Origin of the sequence: Rahnella laticis (assembly GCF_015644585.1) — a bacterium.
GTDB classification, from domain to species: Bacteria; Pseudomonadota; Gammaproteobacteria; order Enterobacterales; family Enterobacteriaceae; genus Rahnella; species Rahnella laticis.
In genome coordinates, this window is record NZ_JADOBI010000002.1 from 111,866 (window position 1) to 129,990 (window position 18,125).

17 protein-coding genes are annotated in these 18,125 nt (G+C 51.6%); 4 read left to right on the top strand and 13 right to left on the bottom strand.

The features are described from left to right. The first annotated feature begins 22 nt into the window (after positions 1-22). Positions 23-787, top strand: a complete 765-nt coding sequence (locus IV433_RS03785) for a hypothetical protein (protein ID WP_195813080.1) — start codon at positions 23-25, stop codon at positions 785-787. A gap of 186 nt (positions 788-973) precedes the next feature. On the opposite strand, the gene IV433_RS03790 is transcribed toward IV433_RS03785, so the two are convergent. Then, positions 974-2,299, bottom strand: coding sequence for a type II toxin-antitoxin system HipA family toxin (locus tag IV433_RS03790; protein ID WP_195813081.1), 1,326 nt, complete (start codon positions 2,297-2,299; stop codon positions 974-976). A 4-nt stretch (positions 2,300-2,303) separates the two neighbouring features. Beyond that, entirely contained in the window at positions 2,304-2,600 is a 297-nt protein-coding gene (locus tag IV433_RS03795; protein WP_195813082.1) for a helix-turn-helix domain-containing protein, read from the bottom strand. Positions 2,601-2,801: 201 nt separating this feature from the next. Between IV433_RS03795 and IV433_RS03800 the strand changes: the two genes are divergently transcribed. Beyond that, positions 2,802-3,512, top strand: a complete 711-nt coding sequence (locus IV433_RS03800; protein WP_104925221.1) for a GntR family transcriptional regulator — start codon at positions 2,802-2,804, stop codon at positions 3,510-3,512. Here IV433_RS03800 and IV433_RS03805 read toward each other — a convergent pair. Further along, the gene (locus IV433_RS03805; protein WP_195813083.1) at positions 3,509-4,708 is read right to left on the bottom strand and encodes an enolase C-terminal domain-like protein; all 1,200 of its coding nucleotides are present in this window, start codon (positions 4,706-4,708) and stop codon (positions 3,509-3,511) included. The genes IV433_RS03800 and IV433_RS03805 overlap by 4 nt on opposite strands. Before the next feature lie 322 nt (positions 4,709-5,030). On the opposite strand from IV433_RS03805, the gene IV433_RS03810 reads away from it, so the two are divergent. After that, entirely contained in the window at positions 5,031-6,419 is a 1,389-nt protein-coding gene (locus IV433_RS03810) for a PTS transporter subunit EIIC (protein ID WP_195813500.1), read from the top strand. A gap of 2 nt (positions 6,420-6,421) precedes the next feature. Here the strand turns inward: IV433_RS03810 and IV433_RS03815 are convergent, their stop codons facing one another. Beyond that, positions 6,422-7,273, bottom strand: a complete 852-nt coding sequence (locus IV433_RS03815) for a fumarylacetoacetate hydrolase family protein (protein WP_195813084.1) — start codon at positions 7,271-7,273, stop codon at positions 6,422-6,424. Positions 7,274-7,431: 158 nt separating this feature from the next. Here IV433_RS03815 and IV433_RS03820 point away from each other — a divergent pair, with 158 nt between their 5' ends. Then, positions 7,432-8,355 (top strand): LysR family transcriptional regulator, encoded by a 924-nt coding sequence (locus IV433_RS03820; protein ID WP_195813085.1) that lies wholly within the window; start codon positions 7,432-7,434, stop codon positions 8,353-8,355. 29 nt (positions 8,356-8,384) lie between these two features. On the opposite strand, the gene IV433_RS03825 is transcribed toward IV433_RS03820, so the two are convergent. The 9 genes from IV433_RS03825 to parA all read right to left on the bottom strand — a co-directional run bounded on the left by IV433_RS03825 (position 8,385) and on the right by parA (position 17,538). Further along, positions 8,385-9,350 (bottom strand): ABC transporter ATP-binding protein, encoded by a 966-nt coding sequence (locus tag IV433_RS03825; protein ID WP_195813501.1) that lies wholly within the window; start codon positions 9,348-9,350, stop codon positions 8,385-8,387. A gap of 14 nt (positions 9,351-9,364) precedes the next feature. Then, positions 9,365-10,369 (bottom strand): ABC transporter ATP-binding protein, encoded by a 1,005-nt coding sequence (locus IV433_RS03830; RefSeq protein WP_195813086.1) that lies wholly within the window; start codon positions 10,367-10,369, stop codon positions 9,365-9,367. After that, positions 10,366-11,313 carry an oligopeptide ABC transporter permease gene (opp4C, locus tag IV433_RS03835; RefSeq protein ID WP_195813087.1) on the bottom strand — a complete coding sequence of 316 codons (948 nt, stop codon included), beginning with the start codon at positions 11,311-11,313 and terminating at the stop codon, positions 10,366-10,368. The genes IV433_RS03830 and opp4C overlap by 4 nt, the downstream gene beginning before the upstream one ends. After that, positions 11,313-12,272: an ABC transporter permease gene (locus IV433_RS03840; protein WP_152326710.1), complete on the bottom strand. Its 960-nt coding sequence runs from the start codon at positions 12,270-12,272 to the stop codon at positions 11,313-11,315. The genes opp4C and IV433_RS03840 overlap by 1 nt, the downstream gene beginning before the upstream one ends. 51 nt (positions 12,273-12,323) lie before the next feature. Further along, complete coding sequence (locus tag IV433_RS03845) at positions 12,324-13,943, bottom strand: ABC transporter substrate-binding protein (RefSeq protein ID WP_229893241.1); 1,620 nt, start codon at positions 13,941-13,943, stop codon at positions 12,324-12,326. A gap of 406 nt (positions 13,944-14,349) precedes the next feature. Next, the gene (locus IV433_RS03850; RefSeq protein WP_104925214.1) at positions 14,350-15,336 is read right to left on the bottom strand and encodes a replication initiation protein; all 987 of its coding nucleotides are present in this window, start codon (positions 15,334-15,336) and stop codon (positions 14,350-14,352) included. A gap of 602 nt (positions 15,337-15,938) precedes the next feature. Continuing rightward, a complete protein-coding gene (locus tag IV433_RS03855; RefSeq protein WP_195813089.1) occupies positions 15,939-16,109 on the bottom strand; it encodes a hypothetical protein in 171 nt (56 codons plus the stop codon). 596 nt (positions 16,110-16,705) lie between these two features. Continuing rightward, positions 16,706-16,915: a plasmid partition protein ParG gene (locus IV433_RS03860; RefSeq protein ID WP_101078106.1), complete on the bottom strand. Its 210-nt coding sequence runs from the start codon at positions 16,913-16,915 to the stop codon at positions 16,706-16,708. Beyond that, complete coding sequence (gene parA / locus IV433_RS03865) at positions 16,912-17,538, bottom strand: ParA family partition ATPase (RefSeq protein ID WP_014341720.1); 627 nt, start codon at positions 17,536-17,538, stop codon at positions 16,912-16,914. Before parA ends, IV433_RS03860 begins: the two co-directional genes overlap by 4 nt. Between the last annotated feature and the right edge of the window lie 587 nt (positions 17,539-18,125).

An 18,125-nucleotide genomic window follows, 5' to 3' on the forward strand; every position in this document is an offset into this window, starting at 1 on the left:
GCTAACTTCACGGAGGAAGAAATTGAATTTTCTAAATAAAATTACGATTTTTCTGCCAGTGCTCGTGCTGCTTTCTGGATGTTATGACCGTACAGACCAAACGCTGTCGCCACCGGAAAATGCCCGGCGCGTGACGGTCTCTGTAAAGGTTCCTGACGGTATCACGCTGCTGCCGATGCAAATGCTTTATCGCTCAGAGCGATGCAAAACCAAGAGTTACGACTCAAGCAATGAAGCTTATGAAATCCGGGGATACAACGGTTTCAAACAAGCTTTCAGCACGCAGGGAAGTAATGGTATCCGACAACAACGTATCGCCATTGACGGCGGCGGTCCCTGCCAGTGGCAGCTGAATTCCATAAAGGTCAGCTTCAGGATCGCCGACGACAATCCTCTCGTGAAGGGCAAAGAGGTCATTGAAACGAGCTATATATTTGATTTTGGAGATTATGGACTCAGCGACGGTTATGGAACAGGCAGGGCAATAAAGGCAAATGGAAATCTTGATTTGAAGGCTGATTTCTTTCCTATGGTGAGCCATCACATTGGCAATAGTGCGAGTTTAAAGTTTTTTGGGGGAGATACAGAGCTTGAGAAATGGCGCAGGCGTTTCATGCTCAATAACACCCAAACCATCTTCATCGAACCTACCCTTCACTTTACGAAGGTTGTGACTTTAGATCCGCCTGATAGACCTGGAAATATAATTGCAACGTACCCGGATGGCAGTCGTGAAGAAATTCCACACATTTCTCCGGATTATGAAAAATTATTGTCGATGAAATGACGTTGTAATCACAGTGCTAACTTCACGGAGGAAGAAATTGAATTTTCTAAATAAAATAATTGTTCTGCTTTCAACTTAATATCTTGCTAAGCACAATGACCTCCTCATATAGAAGTCGTTTAAGTCTGACAAAAAAGCCCGCCGGTGTGAACTGGCGGGCTTTTTTGTTTGGGGATGATGAAAGCGTTATGGTTGTGCCGTCAGTCTTGCAAGTTGTAGCTTCATTCCGGTGAAAATAGAGTCTGCAAGTTCAGCCGGGAATGACGCAGGAAGTTGTGCTGCCACGTTTTCGATAACGTCCGGCGTGGCGGCAATTATTTCCTCAATCATTGCTTCAGTTTGCTGTTTCCCAACCCCGGTCAGCTCTCCATGCTTAACCCAATGCCGTCGCTGAATTTTGCTGATCAGGTAATAATTGCTGCTACCCCTAACCGCCATCGCGAGTTTGCATTTCTGCCACGCAATCTTGCTATTGCCATGCCCGATCACCGGCCAGGCCGATAATATGTCGTACAACGGCGTCATGTGGTACTGATTTTCCGGCTGGTGCGCAATGCTGAAATTCTTGGCATGCCCGTCCGTTGCGGCCAGCAACCAGTAGACTATCTGCGCTTTGAAAAACTGATACTGATCTTGCCGTGACCGTTCAGAACGGCTGAGTATTTCCATGACATCCGTTATTCCCGGCCCCCCATCCGACTGGTATTTTCGAAGCGGTGAAACCCCCATCGCCTGACACATATCTTCCTGCGGCAAACGTATCCACCATGATTTGTCAGAAGATAGTTTCCGGTCAAAACGCTCAACGACCAGTGCCTTCATCTCCTCAAATTGTGCAATCCGTGTTTTTGCAACAGCCAAACCGTACTGCTCAATGATAAGAGAACAAATCCATTCGTTTTCTACAGAAGTGCTCATATCCGCCTGCATATTTCCCACTAACCCCAAAGGGAGTTTGAAAATATGCGTGGTTGGCGTATTTCCTTCCGGCAGACACCACCGTCCTTCATGCCACAGAAGTGCCGTTTTTTCCTGTGCACCCGCGATGGACAAACGCAAATCTTCATCCTGATCGTTTCGCCCCGGCAGCGTGGAAACGGTATTTCGAAGCAGAGCGGCAATGTCCCCTTCAGAAAGAGGACGTTGCCTGATCGTAAATATCCCCGAAGGTACATCCTCTTCGTTAAGTAACTGAATCGCTCCCACACAATCACGCCCCAGCTCGGTCAGTAAATCAAAGGGTTCGAGACTTTCGGCCTGATAGCGAATGGCCAGACGCCGCCGGATCCCTTCGCTGTCCGGCAACAGATTATCAAAGTAGTCGCGCACGACAGTTCCGCGATGCACCTGATTTCCTGGCGTAAATGGCAGTGAAAGCGACAACGGTCTGCCCTGTTCGTCCGCCATCCATTTGGATAAATAGTGCAACCGATCTTCACCTTTTTGCTTTTCCCAGTACCCCACAGGAATACCGTTCATCCATATCGCTAAACGTTGTTGCACACGACGCATTTCATCACCACTGTTCCTTTCTGGCGGGCGAGCTTAAATAATCCTGCGTGATTTCATTTGCTGAAAGAACCTCAGGATCGGATTCGGAAGAAAAGACTATTTCAATGCCTAACACATTAAATACACGGAACAATCTGTCCAGACTGGCGGAAGCAGGGTTCGCTTCCAGACGGGCATAGGTCTGCTGCGTGATACCCAGTTTTTCAGACACCTCTTTCTGTGTCAGCCCGTTGGCTTTTCGAAAGCCAACGAGTATTGGCCGTAACTGGCTGAGTGTTTTTAACGGATAGACAGTTTTCATAGGTCTTGAATCTTCGTAAAGCGGGCGTTATACAGATTATAAGCTGTATTTTATAAAATACACCCTAAAAGCTGTAATTGCTAAATACACCCTATAAGCTGTAAAAATCCAATACAGCCTTCAGGCTGTAATTTGCCCTTTCTGCCTGTCGCATGTTTCAATGCGTTCCCGATCTTCCGGTCTCAAATAAGCCAGGCGCCGATGAAAAAAAGTGAATTTATCGCTCAGGATTTGCTGAGCAAGATTTATCAGCACAGCGGATCCCTGCCGGAAAAGTTGCCGCCGGAGCGCCAGCTGGCGGAAGAGTATGGTGTGTCGCGGTTTACCGTGCGCAAGGCGCTGGAAAAACTGGTGAGTATCGGCGCGGTGCGCATCGTGCAAGGCTCGGGGATTTATATCAATGCGGGCGTCAGCAGTAATCCGCTGGTGTACAACTCGATTACCGAGAAGAAATTCACCGACATCAGTTTCAAAATGCTGGAGTTGCACAAGCGGCGGCCTGACCGCGAAGAACAGCAGGTTTTCGATTTAACCGCGGATGATTTTATCTGGGCGTTTACCCGTCTGCGGCGCATCAGCCAGCGCAACGTACAGATTGAGTATTCACGGATGCCCGCCGAAGGTTTTGCGGATCTGAATCAGAAAACGATCGAGCATTCCATTCAGCAATACGTTCTGAATAAAGGCTTCGCGATTTCGCATTCCCTCACCCGTTATCAGGCGGTCACCGTCAGCAAAGAGCAGGCGCAGTTGCTGGGCTGCAAGAAAGGCATCGCCGCCATGCAGATCACCAACAGAGGGATTTTGCAGGGCGGCCGTGTTTACGCGTTCAGCGATATCCTCGATATCGATTATTCATGCACTTACGTTATCCCGTTTAATCAGGATAATCTGGCGTTTCGCCAGACTTAAGGCGTGTGGATCACGCCGTCGGGCAGGCGGCTTTGCGTCCATTCATGCGGGCGATACACCACCGGAAATTCATTCGCCGCCTCGCTGTTGAAATCCACGCCGATCCCGGCTTCTTCACACGGATAAAAATACCCGTTCACCGGTGTCTGCGCGCCGGGGAAAACCTGCTGCGTATTGGGCGGATAAGCAACAAATTCCTGAATTGCAGAATTATGCAGATGAATATTCAGGTGCGTATTCACCGCCGCGCCGATTGGCGTCATGTCCGGCGGGCAATGCCAGGCCAGACGCACGCCAAAACTCTGGCAGAAATGCGCCAGTTTCAGCGCAGGCGTGATACCGCCGATTTGCGAAACGTGGCAACGGATAAAGTCGATCCTGCGATTAATGATCAGATCCTTCCATTCCGCCGGATTATTGAAAAGCTCGCCGGTGGCCAGCGGTACGGCGGTCTGGCTGCGGATCTGCGTCAGCCATTCGTTTTGATCTGGCGGCAAAATATCTTCAATAAAATACGGGCGATATTGTTCCACCGCTTTGGCAAACTGCACTGCCTGTTGCGGGAACAGACGCTCATGAACGTCATGCAGAATGTGGAACTGATTGCCATATTTTTCACGCAGCGCTTTAAACATGGCGAGCGTGTTATCCATGTACTGATCCTGATCGTAATACGCGCCCGCCGCCGGTTCGCGCGTGGTGTGGAAATCGCGCGCGTTACCACCGTAAAAGCCCAGCTGGCAACGGATGTGGCGATAACCTTCGCCCAGAAGACGATCCACTTCGCCGTACAGATCTTCCAGCGTTTCCCCCGCCGCGTGGCTGTACGCGGTGACCGCATCTTTCGATTTACCGCCGAATAAATGATACAGCGGCATATTCGCCAGCTTGCCTTTGATGTCCCACAGCGCCATATCGATGCCCGCGATGGCATTGTTAATCACCGGCCCGTTACGCCAGTACGCGTTCACCATCATCATCTGCCATATATCTTCGATGTGATTTGCATCGCGGCCTAACAGCAGCGGTTTAAGGTATTCATCGACCATCAGTTTCACCGCCAGCGGACGCTGCTGGAATGTGGCGCAGCCGAGGCCGAAAACACCGCAGTCAGTTTCAATTCTGACGACCACCAGATTATGGCGATCGGGGCGCGTTATCTGGCATTCAATATGCGTAATCAGCACAGGTTTCATGGAAAATCCTTAATAATGGCCTTCAGCTCTTTTATGGAAAAGAGTGCGGGAATATTCGTATTGCGGTTATTTCACCGTATTTTACGCCCGGCTGTAAACCTTAATTTCATGCATTTATTTTGGTATGAAAGACCGGCCAATTACCGCAAAAAACCAGACCAATTATCATAAAATCCAGTCTGATAAGGCTTAAATAGCGGATTGTGTGACCGAGATCCTGTTTTATTGGTTTGTTTTTAAAAACCACGCTCATTACACTCCCTTCCCATCTGAGAATAAAAATACAATTTCCGTCGCGGGGTTCAGGGTGAATACAGAAATAATGCAGTCCGTTATTAAAGGCGTCGGCGGTGCAGAAAATATTAATAAAGTCTGGCATTGCATGACCCGTCTGCGTTTTGATTTAGCCGACGAAAATAAAGTGGCGTGGGATGAGATAAAAAATCTGCCCGGCGTTTTGGGTGCGCAAAGCCAGAGCGGTCAGGTGCAGATTATTGTCGGCCCGAAAGTGAATACCTGGTACGAAGCGATTGTTTCGCAGCTGGATCCGGCGTCAAAGCCAACAGGAAATGTTTCCACAAATGCGCGCAAAAGTCTGATCTCGATGTTCATGGACACGGTGTCCGGCGTGTTTGGCCCGATCGTTCCGGCCATTGCGGGCGCAGGGATGATCAAAGGTTTGCTGGCCGGTTTAATCGCCCTCAAGGTGATTTCAGCGAAAAGCGAAACCGTGATGATCATTGACCTGATTGCCAGCGGTGTTTTCTATTTTCTGCCGTTCTTCCTCGCAGTCTCCGCCGCCAGAATTTTCAAAACCAATGAATATCTGGCCGCCGCAGTCGCCGCCTGCCTGATGTATCCGACGCTGATTGACGCCGCAAAAGCGCTCGCCAGCCATACTGCGGGTGCGCCAACGGCGTTGTATTTCATGGATATCTTGCCGGTTTCGGTATTTAACTATTCGGCCAGCGTTATTCCGGTGATTTTCTCGGTGCTGGCGCTGAGCTACATCCACCGCTGGGTGGACAAAATCATGCCCGACGTGCTGAAAACCGTTTTCACGCCAACGCTGACGTTATTTATTGCAGCGCTGGTTTCGCTGACAGTGATTGGCCCGGCCGGAATTTACCTCGGTAAACTGCTGGCGCTGGGTATTCAGGGGCTGTTTGAAGTGTCATCGGTGTTTGCCGGTTTCATCGTTGGCGCGATCCGCCCGGTGGCGATCCTCACCGGAATGCACCACGCCATGACGCCAATTGCTTTGCAGAACTTCACCGATCAGGGCTGGGACATGCTGATGCCGATGATGTTCATGGCCAACATGGCGATTGCCGGTTCGACCTTCGCAATTTATTTCCACGTGAAAACCCGCGAGCAAAAATCTGTGGTGCTGTCGGCGGCGATTTCCGGGCTGCTGGGGATCACAGAACCGGCGCTGTTTGGCGTGCTGACACGCTATAAAAAAGCGTTTATTGCCACCACGATCAGCAGTTCTGTGGCGTCGGCATTTATTGCGTTCTTCGGGGTGCGGTTGTACGGCTATATTCTGTCGAGCATTTTCAGCCTGCCCGCCTACATCGGTCCGTACTTTATTTATATCGTAATGGGCGTGGTGTTATCGCTGGGGCTGTCATTTACGCTGACATATCTGATGGTCGTTAAAAACAAAGACACCGAAAAATCGGTGCCTCTGGTCAATCAGGTGCGTTAAATTCAGGCGGCGGCGCTGGCTGCTGCCTGGATTTTATTGGTCAAGCGACCGATGTTCTCAATTTCCACTTCAATCGTGTCATTGTCATTCAGGTACAGCGGCGGTACGCGGCTTTTGCCCACGCCGCCCGGTGAACCGGTCATGATCACATCCCCCGGCGAAAGCTGCGTAAACGTGCTGATATAGGCAATCATCTGCGGAATGGTATGCACCATGTTAGCCGTGGTGTCGTTCTGTACCAGCCGGTCGTTCAGCCAGGTTTTAATGCTCAGATTCTGCGGATCGCCGACTTCATCCGGCGTCACCAGCCACGGTCCGAACGCGCCGGTGGCAGGCCAGTTTTTCCCGGCGGTGTACCATTTATGCTGCCAGTCGCGCACCGAGCCATCCATATAACAGCTGTAGCCCGCAATGAAATTCAGCGCTTCTTCAGCCGGAATATTGCGGCCGGTGCGGCCGATAATGATCGCCAGTTCCCCTTCGTAATCGAACTGGCTGGAAGAGGCGGGTTTGATGATGATGCCGTTATGGCCAACCTGCGAATCCGCGAAGCGGACAAATAACGTCGGCGCATCGCTGGTTTCATTGAACTCTTTGCGCTTTTCGGCGTAGTTCATGCCGACGCCGAAGATTTTGCCCGGGCGGTCAATCACCGGCAGGAAGCTGATGTCGCTCAGCTGAAGATCGGCCGGAAGCTGCGCATAGCGCTGCAATTCGTCAAGCTGATGATGCGCCATGAATTCGTTAATATCCCGGCAACCTGAGTGACGGCCGACATCAATAATGCCGTCTGTCTGGAAGATGCCGAAGCTTTTGGTGTGGTCTTTACTGAGGGTGAAATTAACAATTTTCATAGATGCGCTTAGTTTCTTATTTTACATAAAACAGGTGAATTCACTGGCGTTCAGATTGCGGAGGCGCTCACGCCCCTGCAAAGATCGCGAGATTATTGACCGCGCCTCTCATGCCTTCTACTATATTTTTTTACCAAACCGATGAATTTCAGGAATGTATGATTAATAACAGGGACTTAGATTATTTCGTCACCGCTGCGGAGATGATAAATTTGAGACTTGCGTCACAAAATTTAAATATTACGCAGCCCGCGCTATCGAAATCCATCACCCGTTTAGAGAAAGAACTCGGCATTAAATTGTTTAAAAGAGTCGGCCGGGGTCTGGAGCTGACCGAGGCGGGCCGCATTCTTTATCAGCGGGGTTTGGCGCTGCAAAATTCCTATCATGAGATGGCAGAAGTCATGACGGAACTGAGCAGTGGCGCGGGCGGGATTGTGCGTGTCGGCGTGTCGGGTTCCGCGACGCAATTTTTACTGCCGGAAATCTGCAAAACGCTGCAATTACAGGTTCCCAACGTAAAACTGGAAATCCAGATCGGCATGAACGACGTGCTGTTCACGCTGATGGAGCGCCACGTCATCGACATTATTATCGGGCCGCTGGTGAACTATGAAAGCCCGGTGGTTCAGGTGCCGGTTACCGCCGATCGCGTGGTTGTCGCGGCGTCCCGCGATCATCCGCTGGCGGGCAGGCCAGTTTCGCTGCGCGACATGAGCCGTTACGGCTGGATTTTACCGGCCAAAACCGTGTCGATGCGCCAGTGGCTGGACAAGATGTTCTATGAAAATCATTGCCCGCTGCCGGACGTTAAAGTGGAAATCAGCTCGCTGGCGTCAGTGCCTGGTTTGATCGCCAAAAGTGGCCTGCTCAGTTTTCTTTCTGAAAACATTCTGGTCGAGGAAGAGTTTATTTCCCGGCTGATCCGGATTGATAACGATCAGCTGATGATGCCGCGCCGTGTGGGCATTACCTGGCGGGAAGGCGCATTTCTTTCACCCGCGTCGCAAAAGGTGATTGAAGTGACGCAAAACGTCGGGCAGAAAATGCAAAGTGAAGCCCGCCGCATGCTGGAAGACTAAGGCCAGCCGCGGCGGGAAAGAGCCGGAAATTACACCAGATGGCAGGCGACGCGGTGGCCGCTTTCCACTTCACGCAGTAACGGAACTTCAGCGCGGCAACGTTCGGTCGCTCGCGGGCAGCGGGTATGGAAACGGCAGCCGGGCGGCGGTTTTGACGGATCCGGAATTTCACCGCTGACCATTGCCACCGGCTCGCTGTCAGGATCAAGCGTCGGCACGGCGGCCAGTAATGCCTGCGTATACGGATGCAAAGGCTGGCGGAATAAAGCATCGCGGCTCGCGGTTTCCACCAGTTGCCCCAGATACATTACCGCCACGTCGTCGCACAGATGTTCCACCACCCCCAGATCGTGCGAGATAAACAGAAACGTCACGCCATGATCGTCGCGTAAATCCGAGAATAAATTGATGATCTGCGCCTGAATCGAGACGTCGAGCGCGGAGATCGGCTCATCGGCAATAATGAATTCCGGTTGCAGGATCAGCGCCCGCGCAATACCAATACGCTGGCGTTGCCCGCCGGAAAATTCATGGGGAAAGCGATTGTAATGCAACGGCGACAGCCCGCAGATTTTCATCACTTCCAGCACTTTGCCGTGCAGTTCAGCACGTGAGCAGAGTTTATGTTCCAGCATCGCTTCGCCGATCGCGTCACCAATACGGATACGCGGATTCAGCGAACTGTAAGGATCCTGAAAAACCAGCTGGATTTTCGGTCGCAGCGCTTTCAGCTGTTTCGGTTTAAGCCGGTGCAGGTCTTCACCACGAAACTTCACGCTGCCCGCCGTTTTATCGTAGAGCCCGAGAAGCGTTCTGCCGACGGTGGTTTTGCCGCTGCCGGATTCGCCCACCAGCCCGAAGATCGTGCCTTTGCGGATGTTAAAACTGACGCCATCTACCGCGCGCAGCTGGCCGGTTTCCTGCCCGAATACGCCGTCGCGGATCGGAAAGTGTTTCTTCAGACCATCCACTTCTATCAGGTAGTCAGTACTCATCAGATTGTCGGTACTCATGGCTGCAACTCCTTCTGCATCATCTCATTTGCCGGACTCAGCCCGCTGTAAAAACAGGCCGCCTGCCGCGACCGCCCTTCCAGCGGCGGGATCCCCTGACGGCAGCGGTCGGTGGCACGTTCACAACGGTCGGTAAAAGCACAGTACGGCGGCAGCGCAGCCAGATCAGGCACCTGACCGGGAATGGAATACAACCGCCGGCGACGCTCGCCCGGCGTGGGCCGCGACGCGATCAACCCCTGCGTGTACGGATGCAGCGGATTACGCAGCACCTCCGCCGTTGCGCCCTGCTCAACAATTTTCCCGGCGTACATCACCACCACGTGATCGGCCATCTGCGCGATCACGCCCAGATCATGCGTAATCAGCATCAGCGCCATATGATTTTGCCGCGCCTGATCGCGTAACAACCGTAAGATCTGCGCCTGTACGGTGACGTCCAGCGCCGTCGTGGGCTCATCGGCGATCAGCAGTTGCGGCTTACAACTCAGCGCCATCGCAATCATGATGCGCTGTAACATACCGCCCGAAAGCTGGTGCGGATAACTGGTCATCAGGCTTTCTGCACGCGCCAGCCCGACCTCAGTGATCATCTTCGTTGCCTTTTCCCAGGCCGGTTTTGGCGATTCCCCGAGATGGCGGATCAGCGGCTCAACCAGTTGTTCACCGATGGTCAGCACCGGATTGAGCGCAGTCATCGGTTCCTGAAAAATCATCGCCAGCTGGTTGCCGCGTAAATCCGCCATTTGTGAAGGACGCAATTTCAGTAAATCACGTCCCTGAAACAGGATTTCGCCGCCATCGATGCGCGCGGCCTGTGGCGGCAATAATCCCATCAGCGACATCGCCGTGACGCTTTTTCCGCAACCAGATTCGCCCACAATGCCGACGGTTTGCCCGGCCTGAACGTCAAACGTGACATCCTGCACTGCACGCACACGCCCCTGATCGCTGGAAAAAGACAGCGAAAGCTGATTAAAACGGATCAACGGTTCAGTCATTTTTTGCTCCGTTTCATCTTGGGATCGAGCGCATCGCGCAGGCCATCGCCCAGTACGTTAATCGCAATAACGGTGATAAAAATCGCTACGCCCGGCGGCATCCACAACCACGGACGACGCTGGAAGTCGATCAGGCTGTTGGCCGCGTCCATCATATTTCCCCATGAAGGCGTCGGTGGCACCACGCCCAACCCCAGATAGCTGAGCGCCGATTCACTGAGAATGGCGTTTGCCACCGCCATCGTCGCCATCACGACCAGAATGGGCACGGTATTAGGCAACAGATGGCCGAACAGACGACGGCGCGCTGATAGCCCGAGCACCTGCGTCGCCAGCATAAAATCACGCTCGCGCAGGGACAGAATTTGCCCGCGCACCAGACGCGCCAGCTTAGGCCATTCCAGTAAGCTGAGCATCACGATCACCATGTAGACGCGCGAATCCGGCGAAAAATCCAGTTCCGAGAGCATCGCACCCATCACAATCAGCAGCGGCAGGCTCGGAATGGTCATCACCAGATCGGCAAAACGCATGATGATTTTGTCAGCAACGCCGCCCAGATACCCCGAAACGGCACCCATCAGATAGCCGAGCGTCACGGAGAGCAGCATAGTGAGCAGGCCGATGATCAGCGAAATACGCCCGGCCAGAAGCAGGCGCGTATAAACGTCGCGCCCCAGAAAATCGGTGCCCAGCCAGTGATCGGCATTTGGCGCTTTATTAATCATCAGCGCATCGGTGGCGTCATCGCGCCATGGCGAATAGTAAGGGCCCACTATGCACCAGACCGCCATGACCAGCAGAAGGATGAGGCAAAACATCGCCAGCCGGTTCTGGCGCAACGATTTCCAGGCCTGCTGCCACGGTGACGGTGTCACCTGCGCCATCGCCGGAATTTCCGCCTGACGAAGCCGGCGGTTGGCTGAAAATAATGATCCAAACATCACGACCTCACACGAATACGCGGGTCAGCCCACGCATAAAGCACATCGGCAATCAGGTTGCCCAGAATGGTGAGAACCGCCAGAAACAGCGTAAATCCCATCAGCACCGGATAATCGCGCGCTGCCAGCGAATCAATATGAATGTGCCCCGCGCCCGGCCAGTTAAAGACCTTTTCGGTGATCAGCGCACCGGAAAACAGCCCCGGCAGCTCGAATCCTAACAGCGTGATAATCGGCAGCAGTGCGTTTCGCAGTGCATGTTTGAGGATGACGGTGCGCTCGCGAAGCCCTTTGGCGCGCGCGGTGCGGATGAAATCCATGCGGACGACGTCCAGCATGCTGGCGCGGAAATAGCGCGTCAGGCTGCCCGCCTGAAGCATCACCAGCGCAATCACCGGTAATACCAGGTGCGCCGCGACCTGCATCACCCAGGCCCAGCCCGTGGCGTCGCTGCCGGTATTGGTCATGCCGCCAACCGGCAGCCAGTGGAGATCAACCGCAAACCATTTGATCAGCAGAAGGCAAAGAAAAAACGTCGGGAATGACATCGCCGCGAATATCACCACGCTGACGACATGATCAAACAGCGAATAGGGTTTCATGGCAGAAACAATGCCCACCGCCAGCGCGATACCCCAGTACAGCACCATGGCGATGGTCGCCAGCAGGAAGGAGTTCCAGATGTACTGATTCAGCAACTGACTCACCGGGATCTGATATTGCAGTGAAAAACCCAGATCGCCCTGAAGCAGATTCCCCAGCCAGTGCAGATAGCGGCTAAGCAGCGGCTGATCGAGGCCATATAACGCTTTGAGTTCGGCGGCACGCTGTGCGGTCAGGGTAATATTTCCGTCGATAAAATCGCCCGGCGTTTTGGCAAACAGCATAAAGATGAGCAGCGAAGCGAGGAACAACATCGGGATGGTTTGAAGCAAACGACGCAGAATGAAATTTCTCATGACTTTCTCATTGAAGCTGCCGGTAAAGACCGGCAGCAACGTGATTTCTGATTATTTGACGATTTTGACATCCGGCAGGCTGCCGGTCAGGCCGTTGTAAATATCCGGTTTGAAACCGGTCACGCGGGCGCTGCTGGCCGACAAAATCTTACGGTTGCCGAGCAGGATCACCGGCGGATCGTTCGCCAGAACTTTGTACAATTCGTGGTAAACCGGCTTACGTTTTTCGATGTCGAGCGTCGCATTACCTTCGTTGATCAGCTTATCCACTTCCGGATTGTTGTAACCCTGCTCCGTGGCCTCTGTGCTGTAGTAATCCCAGACACCGTCGTGCGGATCGTTGAGCGTGCTGGTGCTGAATGACGCCAGATCGTAATTCCCCGCTTTACGTTGCGACATCAGCGCGTTGAAATCTACGACCTGTGGTTTCAGCAGCACGCCGATTTTCTGGTAATCCTCTTTGGCAATCGGGATCAGCGCGTCGTTCAGCACTTTTTTGCTGACCAGCAGCGTCAGTTCCAGACGTTTGCCGTCTTTCACACGAATGCCGTCCGTACCGGTTTTCCAGCCCGCTTCATCCAGTAATTTGCTGGCCTGCGCCGGATCGAATTTGTACGGATTCACGCCGTCGGTGTTATACGCCCAGGAGATTGGCGCGATCGGCTCGATAGCCACGGTGCCGTAGCCCTGATACACCACGTCGATCAGTTTCTGGCGATCCAGACCGTAGATCAGCGCCTGACGAACTTTCACGTCCTGCAATACCGGGCGATGAAGATTGAACTCAATCTTGCTGTAATCGCTGGATCCATACAGGTTGATGTTTGCAAAACCCAGCAGTTTCAGCTGTTCGATATCATCCGGGCGCGACGTAAAGGCGTCGTAGTCGGTATCGCCGGTCTGGAATAACTGGAAGTTCGTCGACGGATTGGTGACACGATAAATGAAACGGGGCGTCGGAGGCGTACCGCGGTAATAGTTTGTGTTGGCGTGGAAACGGATCTCCTGCCCCGGAATGTATTTGTCGTAAACGTACGGGCCGTTACCCAGCGGTTTGCCGTGCAACGTGCGCAGTGTATCGAGATTTCCGCGCTGATAATCTTTGCCGTAATAGGCTTTCGACAGCACCGGCCCGCCGATTTTTTGCAGCGTGGTCGCGCTCGGTTGCGTGGTCGTCACCTGAAGGGTCAGCGGGTCGATAACTTTCAGACCACTGACGCTGTCCGCTTTGCCCTGCTTGTATTCATCGCCACCGGCAATGTGTGCCAGCGTGATATCGGTATCGCCGTCATATTTAGGGTCATACAGCACGGTCAGCGTGAACGCGACATCTTCCGCCGTCAGCGCAGAACCGTCGCTGTACCTGAGGTTCGGACGCAATTTGATGGTATACGTTTTGCCGTCCGGGCTGACCGTCCAGCTTTCCGCCAGACCCGGAACCAGTTTGCCCTGGCTGTCCCAGTCAATCAGGCGGGCGAAGATCACGTTGGTGACGTTTTCATCCCAGCCATTCACGAAGAAGTAAGGGTTAAAAATGCCCTGCGGTTCGGAGATCCCGGCGATCACGGTGTCCGTACGCAGTTTCGCGGCAGCAGGCACCTGACTGGCGTCTGTGGCCGGCGTGATGCCTTCTTTAAGAACATCGTCCGCAAAGGATAAAGAAGAAAACATTACGGCGCTGGCCAGCAATGCGATTTTAAAAGAAGTGGTGCGGCGCGCGCGGGAGACTGATTGCGCGGGGGCAGAAGTGAGTAACGTAGCCAAGTGACATCCCTCATCAATAAGTGTGCAATAGGTTTACAAAACATGACGAAGAGTAAGGTTGAGGTTTGTCATTGTCTAACAACGAAAAAATATGGCTTATAGCTTTTGGGCAGTACGCTGAAAAAGCCGCCAAAACGGGTAATGTGGAATGATTTCCTGCTCATACCCAGTAAGCACTCACTAACAATTCTGGGCATGATAATCAGTGATTTAACTGTAATGGACGTCGGAATCCTCCGGATCCGTACAAAGAAAAACGGCGTATCTCATCGAAGATACGCCGTTCATTTCGGAATGGTTTCCGGCCGGGCTGTCAGGCAGCGGTTTTCTTACTGCGGGAACTGACCTCAGAGAGGATCTCTTTTTGTTTACTCTTCTCCCCGATCAGCTTGTACCAGCCTGAAAGCTTGCGCAGATCCGGCAACGTCGCCTTTTCTTCTACGTCGTAAGCACTTAATTTCTCACGATACTCTTCGAAGATGGTGATACAGCGGCGTGCCCACTCGCCTTCCAGCGCAGAGCCTGCTACAGCGCGTGGACGGCGCGGTAAGCGCGGGCGCAGGGGTTTACTGGCTTCCGGCGCTGACTCATCGACATAGGCGAACTTGATCGAAACAACGGTTCTGCCCTGCTTCACCGGCTCCCAGACCACGGAAATATCGGTATTGGCGTTGATCCGGTTGATCGTCGGTTCAAGCAGCTTCTGGCGGAAGTCACGGTAATCCTCGTATTTGCCCGCCAGACCGGCCTTCTCGCGCATCCAGTTGAGATCCAGGGTCACTTCAATGGCTTTACCGCTGCGTCGCCCGTAGAGGTTTTTGGCTTTGATTAACCAGCCATACAGGCGCACGGAGAACGGCGTATCCAGTTTGGCAATATTAGCAAAATTGAGTTTGGTAAAAGACTCTTTTAATTCATACAGATACGGTGCAACGTCCTGGCCGAATCTCAGTACAACGGCGCTGTGATCATCACTGCTGACGTATTCCAGCCGCGAGAACCACGAAAGCTGAACGGTACGGACCTTTCCGGTTTTCGTATCCGGTTTGTAGATGGTGACCGGCTTTTTCATCAGGCTTTCTGCAGCTTCACGCAACTGGCGGTGGCTGCTGGTCGGGTTTACCCCGTAGATCCGCTGGTAATCCTGAGGGAAAAGTCGATATAGCGTGTCCGGCTGAGGTTTCCTGCTATCAATTTGTGCCAGCGCCAGGTTAAGCAAGCGCATTTCATCCAGAGTGACGCTGTAGGCGCCTTCAAGAAGATCGTTCCCCTGAACTACGGTGAGTTTATTCAGTTCCATGTAGCAGGATCCATAAGTGGAAAGTAGGTAAATTATTCCACATAAAAAATACTGACGTAAAGTAAAAACAAGGCTTATTTATTCCTTTATTTTCAAATTGTTATCAGGGGATCCTAAAACATCGATCAGGAAAAACTTCCACATATGATTTTCCGCCGCCTTCAGGATCCTTTTTTTAACATGCTGGATCGGCTCGCTTTTTACAGGAAATTACTCCACTTATCGAGCTGAAGATCTCCAACCCGGAATGTCTGAGATACGCGCTGATCTTCCCTGCCGATCAGAAAATTCTTCCACATATAAGTCCATATTGCACGTTAACTGACCGGAACTTGCTCTGTGATCCCCTTCTCATTTCATCATTCCGGCCCGTTCCCTGTCTGAAACGGGATCTACAGGAAAAGTTTCCACGTATATGTGCCCGCGGATCAGAAAATGTCTCCACATTTGGGAATACACGATCGGTGATCAGGAAATAACTCCACATATGCGGGTTATTCTGATCTCAGGAAATCTTTCCACGTATAGCAATGCGCGGGATCAGGAAATGCTTCCACGTATTCCATCGTAAAGTGTTAACTGACCGGACAGTTACCGTGAATTCACGCACGTTTGATCAGATAATTCTTCCACATATCGGCAAGTGACAATGTCACATAATTTCCAACTAGCTGTTTATAAAGCATTATATTTTCAGAGTTCGTTTGAATAGCGTTAATCAGATCAGAAAATGTCTCCACATAACCGCTGATTGGATCAGGAAAAGCTTCCACATATGCCCTGCTCCGCTGCCCGGATACCGATTTCTGAAGCTGATTATGCCTGGCCAGGATGATCCTCTCCCTGTTACGTGACACAACGTGACGCTGTCACAGGAAATGTCTCCACATGAGTGCCTGTTAAGGGATCAGGAAATCACTCCACTTATCAGAAAAATGAGTTGTGGCAATATGTTAGCGTTAGATCTAAGCTGATGTTCATGACAGAGGTTCCCATGGAAAACTGTCCACAGAAAAAAACTCCACGTATTCAGTGGACTGATCTGTAAGGAAATTATCCACAGGAAAAAGCTCTACATTGATCATGAAAAGGATCCACATCCAACAGGAAGGATCTCCACTCCGGGCAGGAAATACCTCCACAAGACGCGTTGTATTCTGCTGATTTACATAGAAAAAAACCTCCCTTAAAGAGAAAGATCTAAACTTATAAATAAAACAAAACACTATTTGATCTTGGGATCCTGGTAAGGACTGGCGACGTTATTACGTAAAGGATTGAGAAGAGGTAACACCAGACGGGACAAGGTTGCGCAGGCTTTAGAAACAGAAACGGGCCTGAGAAGGCCCGATCCGGACGGAACAAACGATCAGGAACGTTCGTTGGTGATTAGCCAGGCATTGATCAGCTCTGTCAGAACGTCTTTCATCTCGCGATCTTGCAGGAAGCAGCTGGTTTTGAAACGGCGATGCAACTCTTCATCGATGTTAGTCTGTAACTTCTTCACTGAAGCGGGCGGCTTTGCTACAGCGTCCAGTGCTGTAGTCAGTTGTCTGTGCTGGCCAAGTTTCATTTTCATTTCAACAACTCCGTAATTTCTTTGGTCATAATTTCAATCTCGCCTTTCGCATTACCGTCCGTTGTATCGAAGACTGTTCCGCCATCCATCATGGTACGGATGTAAACCTGGCGCTGAGTGGTGCCTGTGCGCAGTGCCGGAACGCCTGTATCAGCAATCGATTCTTTCAAGACTTCCAGCATCTTAGCGGATGCGACTTTCTTGGTGATCAGAAAACGCGCGATGACAGGCTGTAAATTTTCACGCGCCTCAACAACGGCAAGTATAGCGCCGCAGGCTGCAAAATCTAAAGGTGACGGTGTCACGGGAATCAATACTAAATCACTGACCATCACGGCTGCTGATGAAATTGCCGAGATTGCTGCTGCACCGTCGATGACCACGTAGTCATATTCTTTCAACTGCTTGCGTACGGTATAGACTTCTTTTTCTGATGCGGCTTCCGCCAGGTCGAACTGGCATTTACTTTCGTCGTACCAGTTGCTGATGCTTCCCTGTGGATCGGTATCGACCATCACGACTTTATGACCTTGCCGGGCTAGACAGGTTGCGATGTTAATAGAAGTCGTGGTTTTCCCTACCCCGCCCTTCCCGTTCAGGAAAGAAATAATTTTCGCTGCCATAACAACCTCTTGATGAAGCGCTAAATGAAGATTATCGAATCCCGGAATCATAAGGTTTGGGGATTCATTATTTATGTAATCATAGGATTCTGGGATTTAAAAATCCATGAATCACAGGATTGAAGCACTACTATAAAGTTTACATCCGATGATTTCAATATTTTAGGGTTACCGAATTATATTATCCTGTGATTTCAGGATTTCGTGATTACCGGTTGATTGATTACGCCGGTAACATAATGTTCAGGATTTTGTGATTTTTGAATCCCATCATCCCAGGGTTTTGGGATATCAGGATTGCAGGCGGATAAGGCTGAAGTATCGATCTCAGAGAATAAGGGTACAACATGAAGCGTTAAGGATTACGCCATCATGTGATTTAATGATTCTGCAATCTTGGGATTTTCGCAGGGAGGCATCATGCCATTGAGAACGCCAAAAAGTTTCGGCTGGTGTTGACGTTCAAAACAGTAGCCATGAAAATCTCACCATCTCACCATCTCACCATCTCACCATCTCACCATCTCACCATCTCACCATCTCACCATCTCACCATCTGATGATTCCTGTATTCAGGGATTTGTACA

What these genes read in the sequence shown, in the direction of transcription:
- IV433_RS03790 (WP_195813081.1), bottom strand. Translation starts at nt 2,299, where the DNA reads ATGCGTCGTGTGCAACAACGTTTAGCGATATGGATGAACGGTATTCCT.
- IV433_RS03795 (WP_195813082.1), bottom strand. Translation starts at nt 2,600, where the DNA reads ATGAAAACTGTCTATCCGTTAAAAACACTCAGCCAGTTACGGCCAATA.
- IV433_RS03800 (WP_104925221.1), top strand. Translation starts at nt 2,802, where the DNA reads ATGAAAAAAAGTGAATTTATCGCTCAGGATTTGCTGAGCAAGATTTAT.
- IV433_RS03805 (WP_195813083.1), bottom strand. Translation starts at nt 4,708, where the DNA reads ATGAAACCTGTGCTGATTACGCATATTGAATGCCAGATAACGCGCCCC.
- IV433_RS03810 (WP_195813500.1), top strand. Translation starts at nt 5,031, where the DNA reads ATGCAGTCCGTTATTAAAGGCGTCGGCGGTGCAGAAAATATTAATAAA.
- IV433_RS03815 (WP_195813084.1), bottom strand. Translation starts at nt 7,273, where the DNA reads ATGAAAATTGTTAATTTCACCCTCAGTAAAGACCACACCAAAAGCTTC.
- IV433_RS03820 (WP_195813085.1), top strand. Translation starts at nt 7,432, where the DNA reads ATGATTAATAACAGGGACTTAGATTATTTCGTCACCGCTGCGGAGATG.
- IV433_RS03825 (WP_195813501.1), bottom strand. Translation starts at nt 9,350, where the DNA reads ATGAGTACTGACTACCTGATAGAAGTGGATGGTCTGAAGAAACACTTT.
- IV433_RS03830 (WP_195813086.1), bottom strand. Translation starts at nt 10,369, where the DNA reads ATGACTGAACCGTTGATCCGTTTTAATCAGCTTTCGCTGTCTTTTTCC.
- opp4C (WP_195813087.1), bottom strand. Translation starts at nt 11,313, where the DNA reads ATGTTTGGATCATTATTTTCAGCCAACCGCCGGCTTCGTCAGGCGGAA.
- IV433_RS03840 (WP_152326710.1), bottom strand. Translation starts at nt 12,272, where the DNA reads ATGAGAAATTTCATTCTGCGTCGTTTGCTTCAAACCATCCCGATGTTG.
- IV433_RS03845 (WP_229893241.1), bottom strand. Translation starts at nt 13,943, where the DNA reads ATGTTTTCTTCTTTATCCTTTGCGGACGATGTTCTTAAAGAAGGCATC.
- IV433_RS03850 (WP_104925214.1), bottom strand. Translation starts at nt 15,336, where the DNA reads ATGGAACTGAATAAACTCACCGTAGTTCAGGGGAACGATCTTCTTGAA.
- IV433_RS03860 (WP_101078106.1), bottom strand. Translation starts at nt 16,915, where the DNA reads ATGAAAATGAAACTTGGCCAGCACAGACAACTGACTACAGCACTGGAC.
- parA (WP_014341720.1), bottom strand. Translation starts at nt 17,538, where the DNA reads ATGGCAGCGAAAATTATTTCTTTCCTGAACGGGAAGGGCGGGGTAGGG.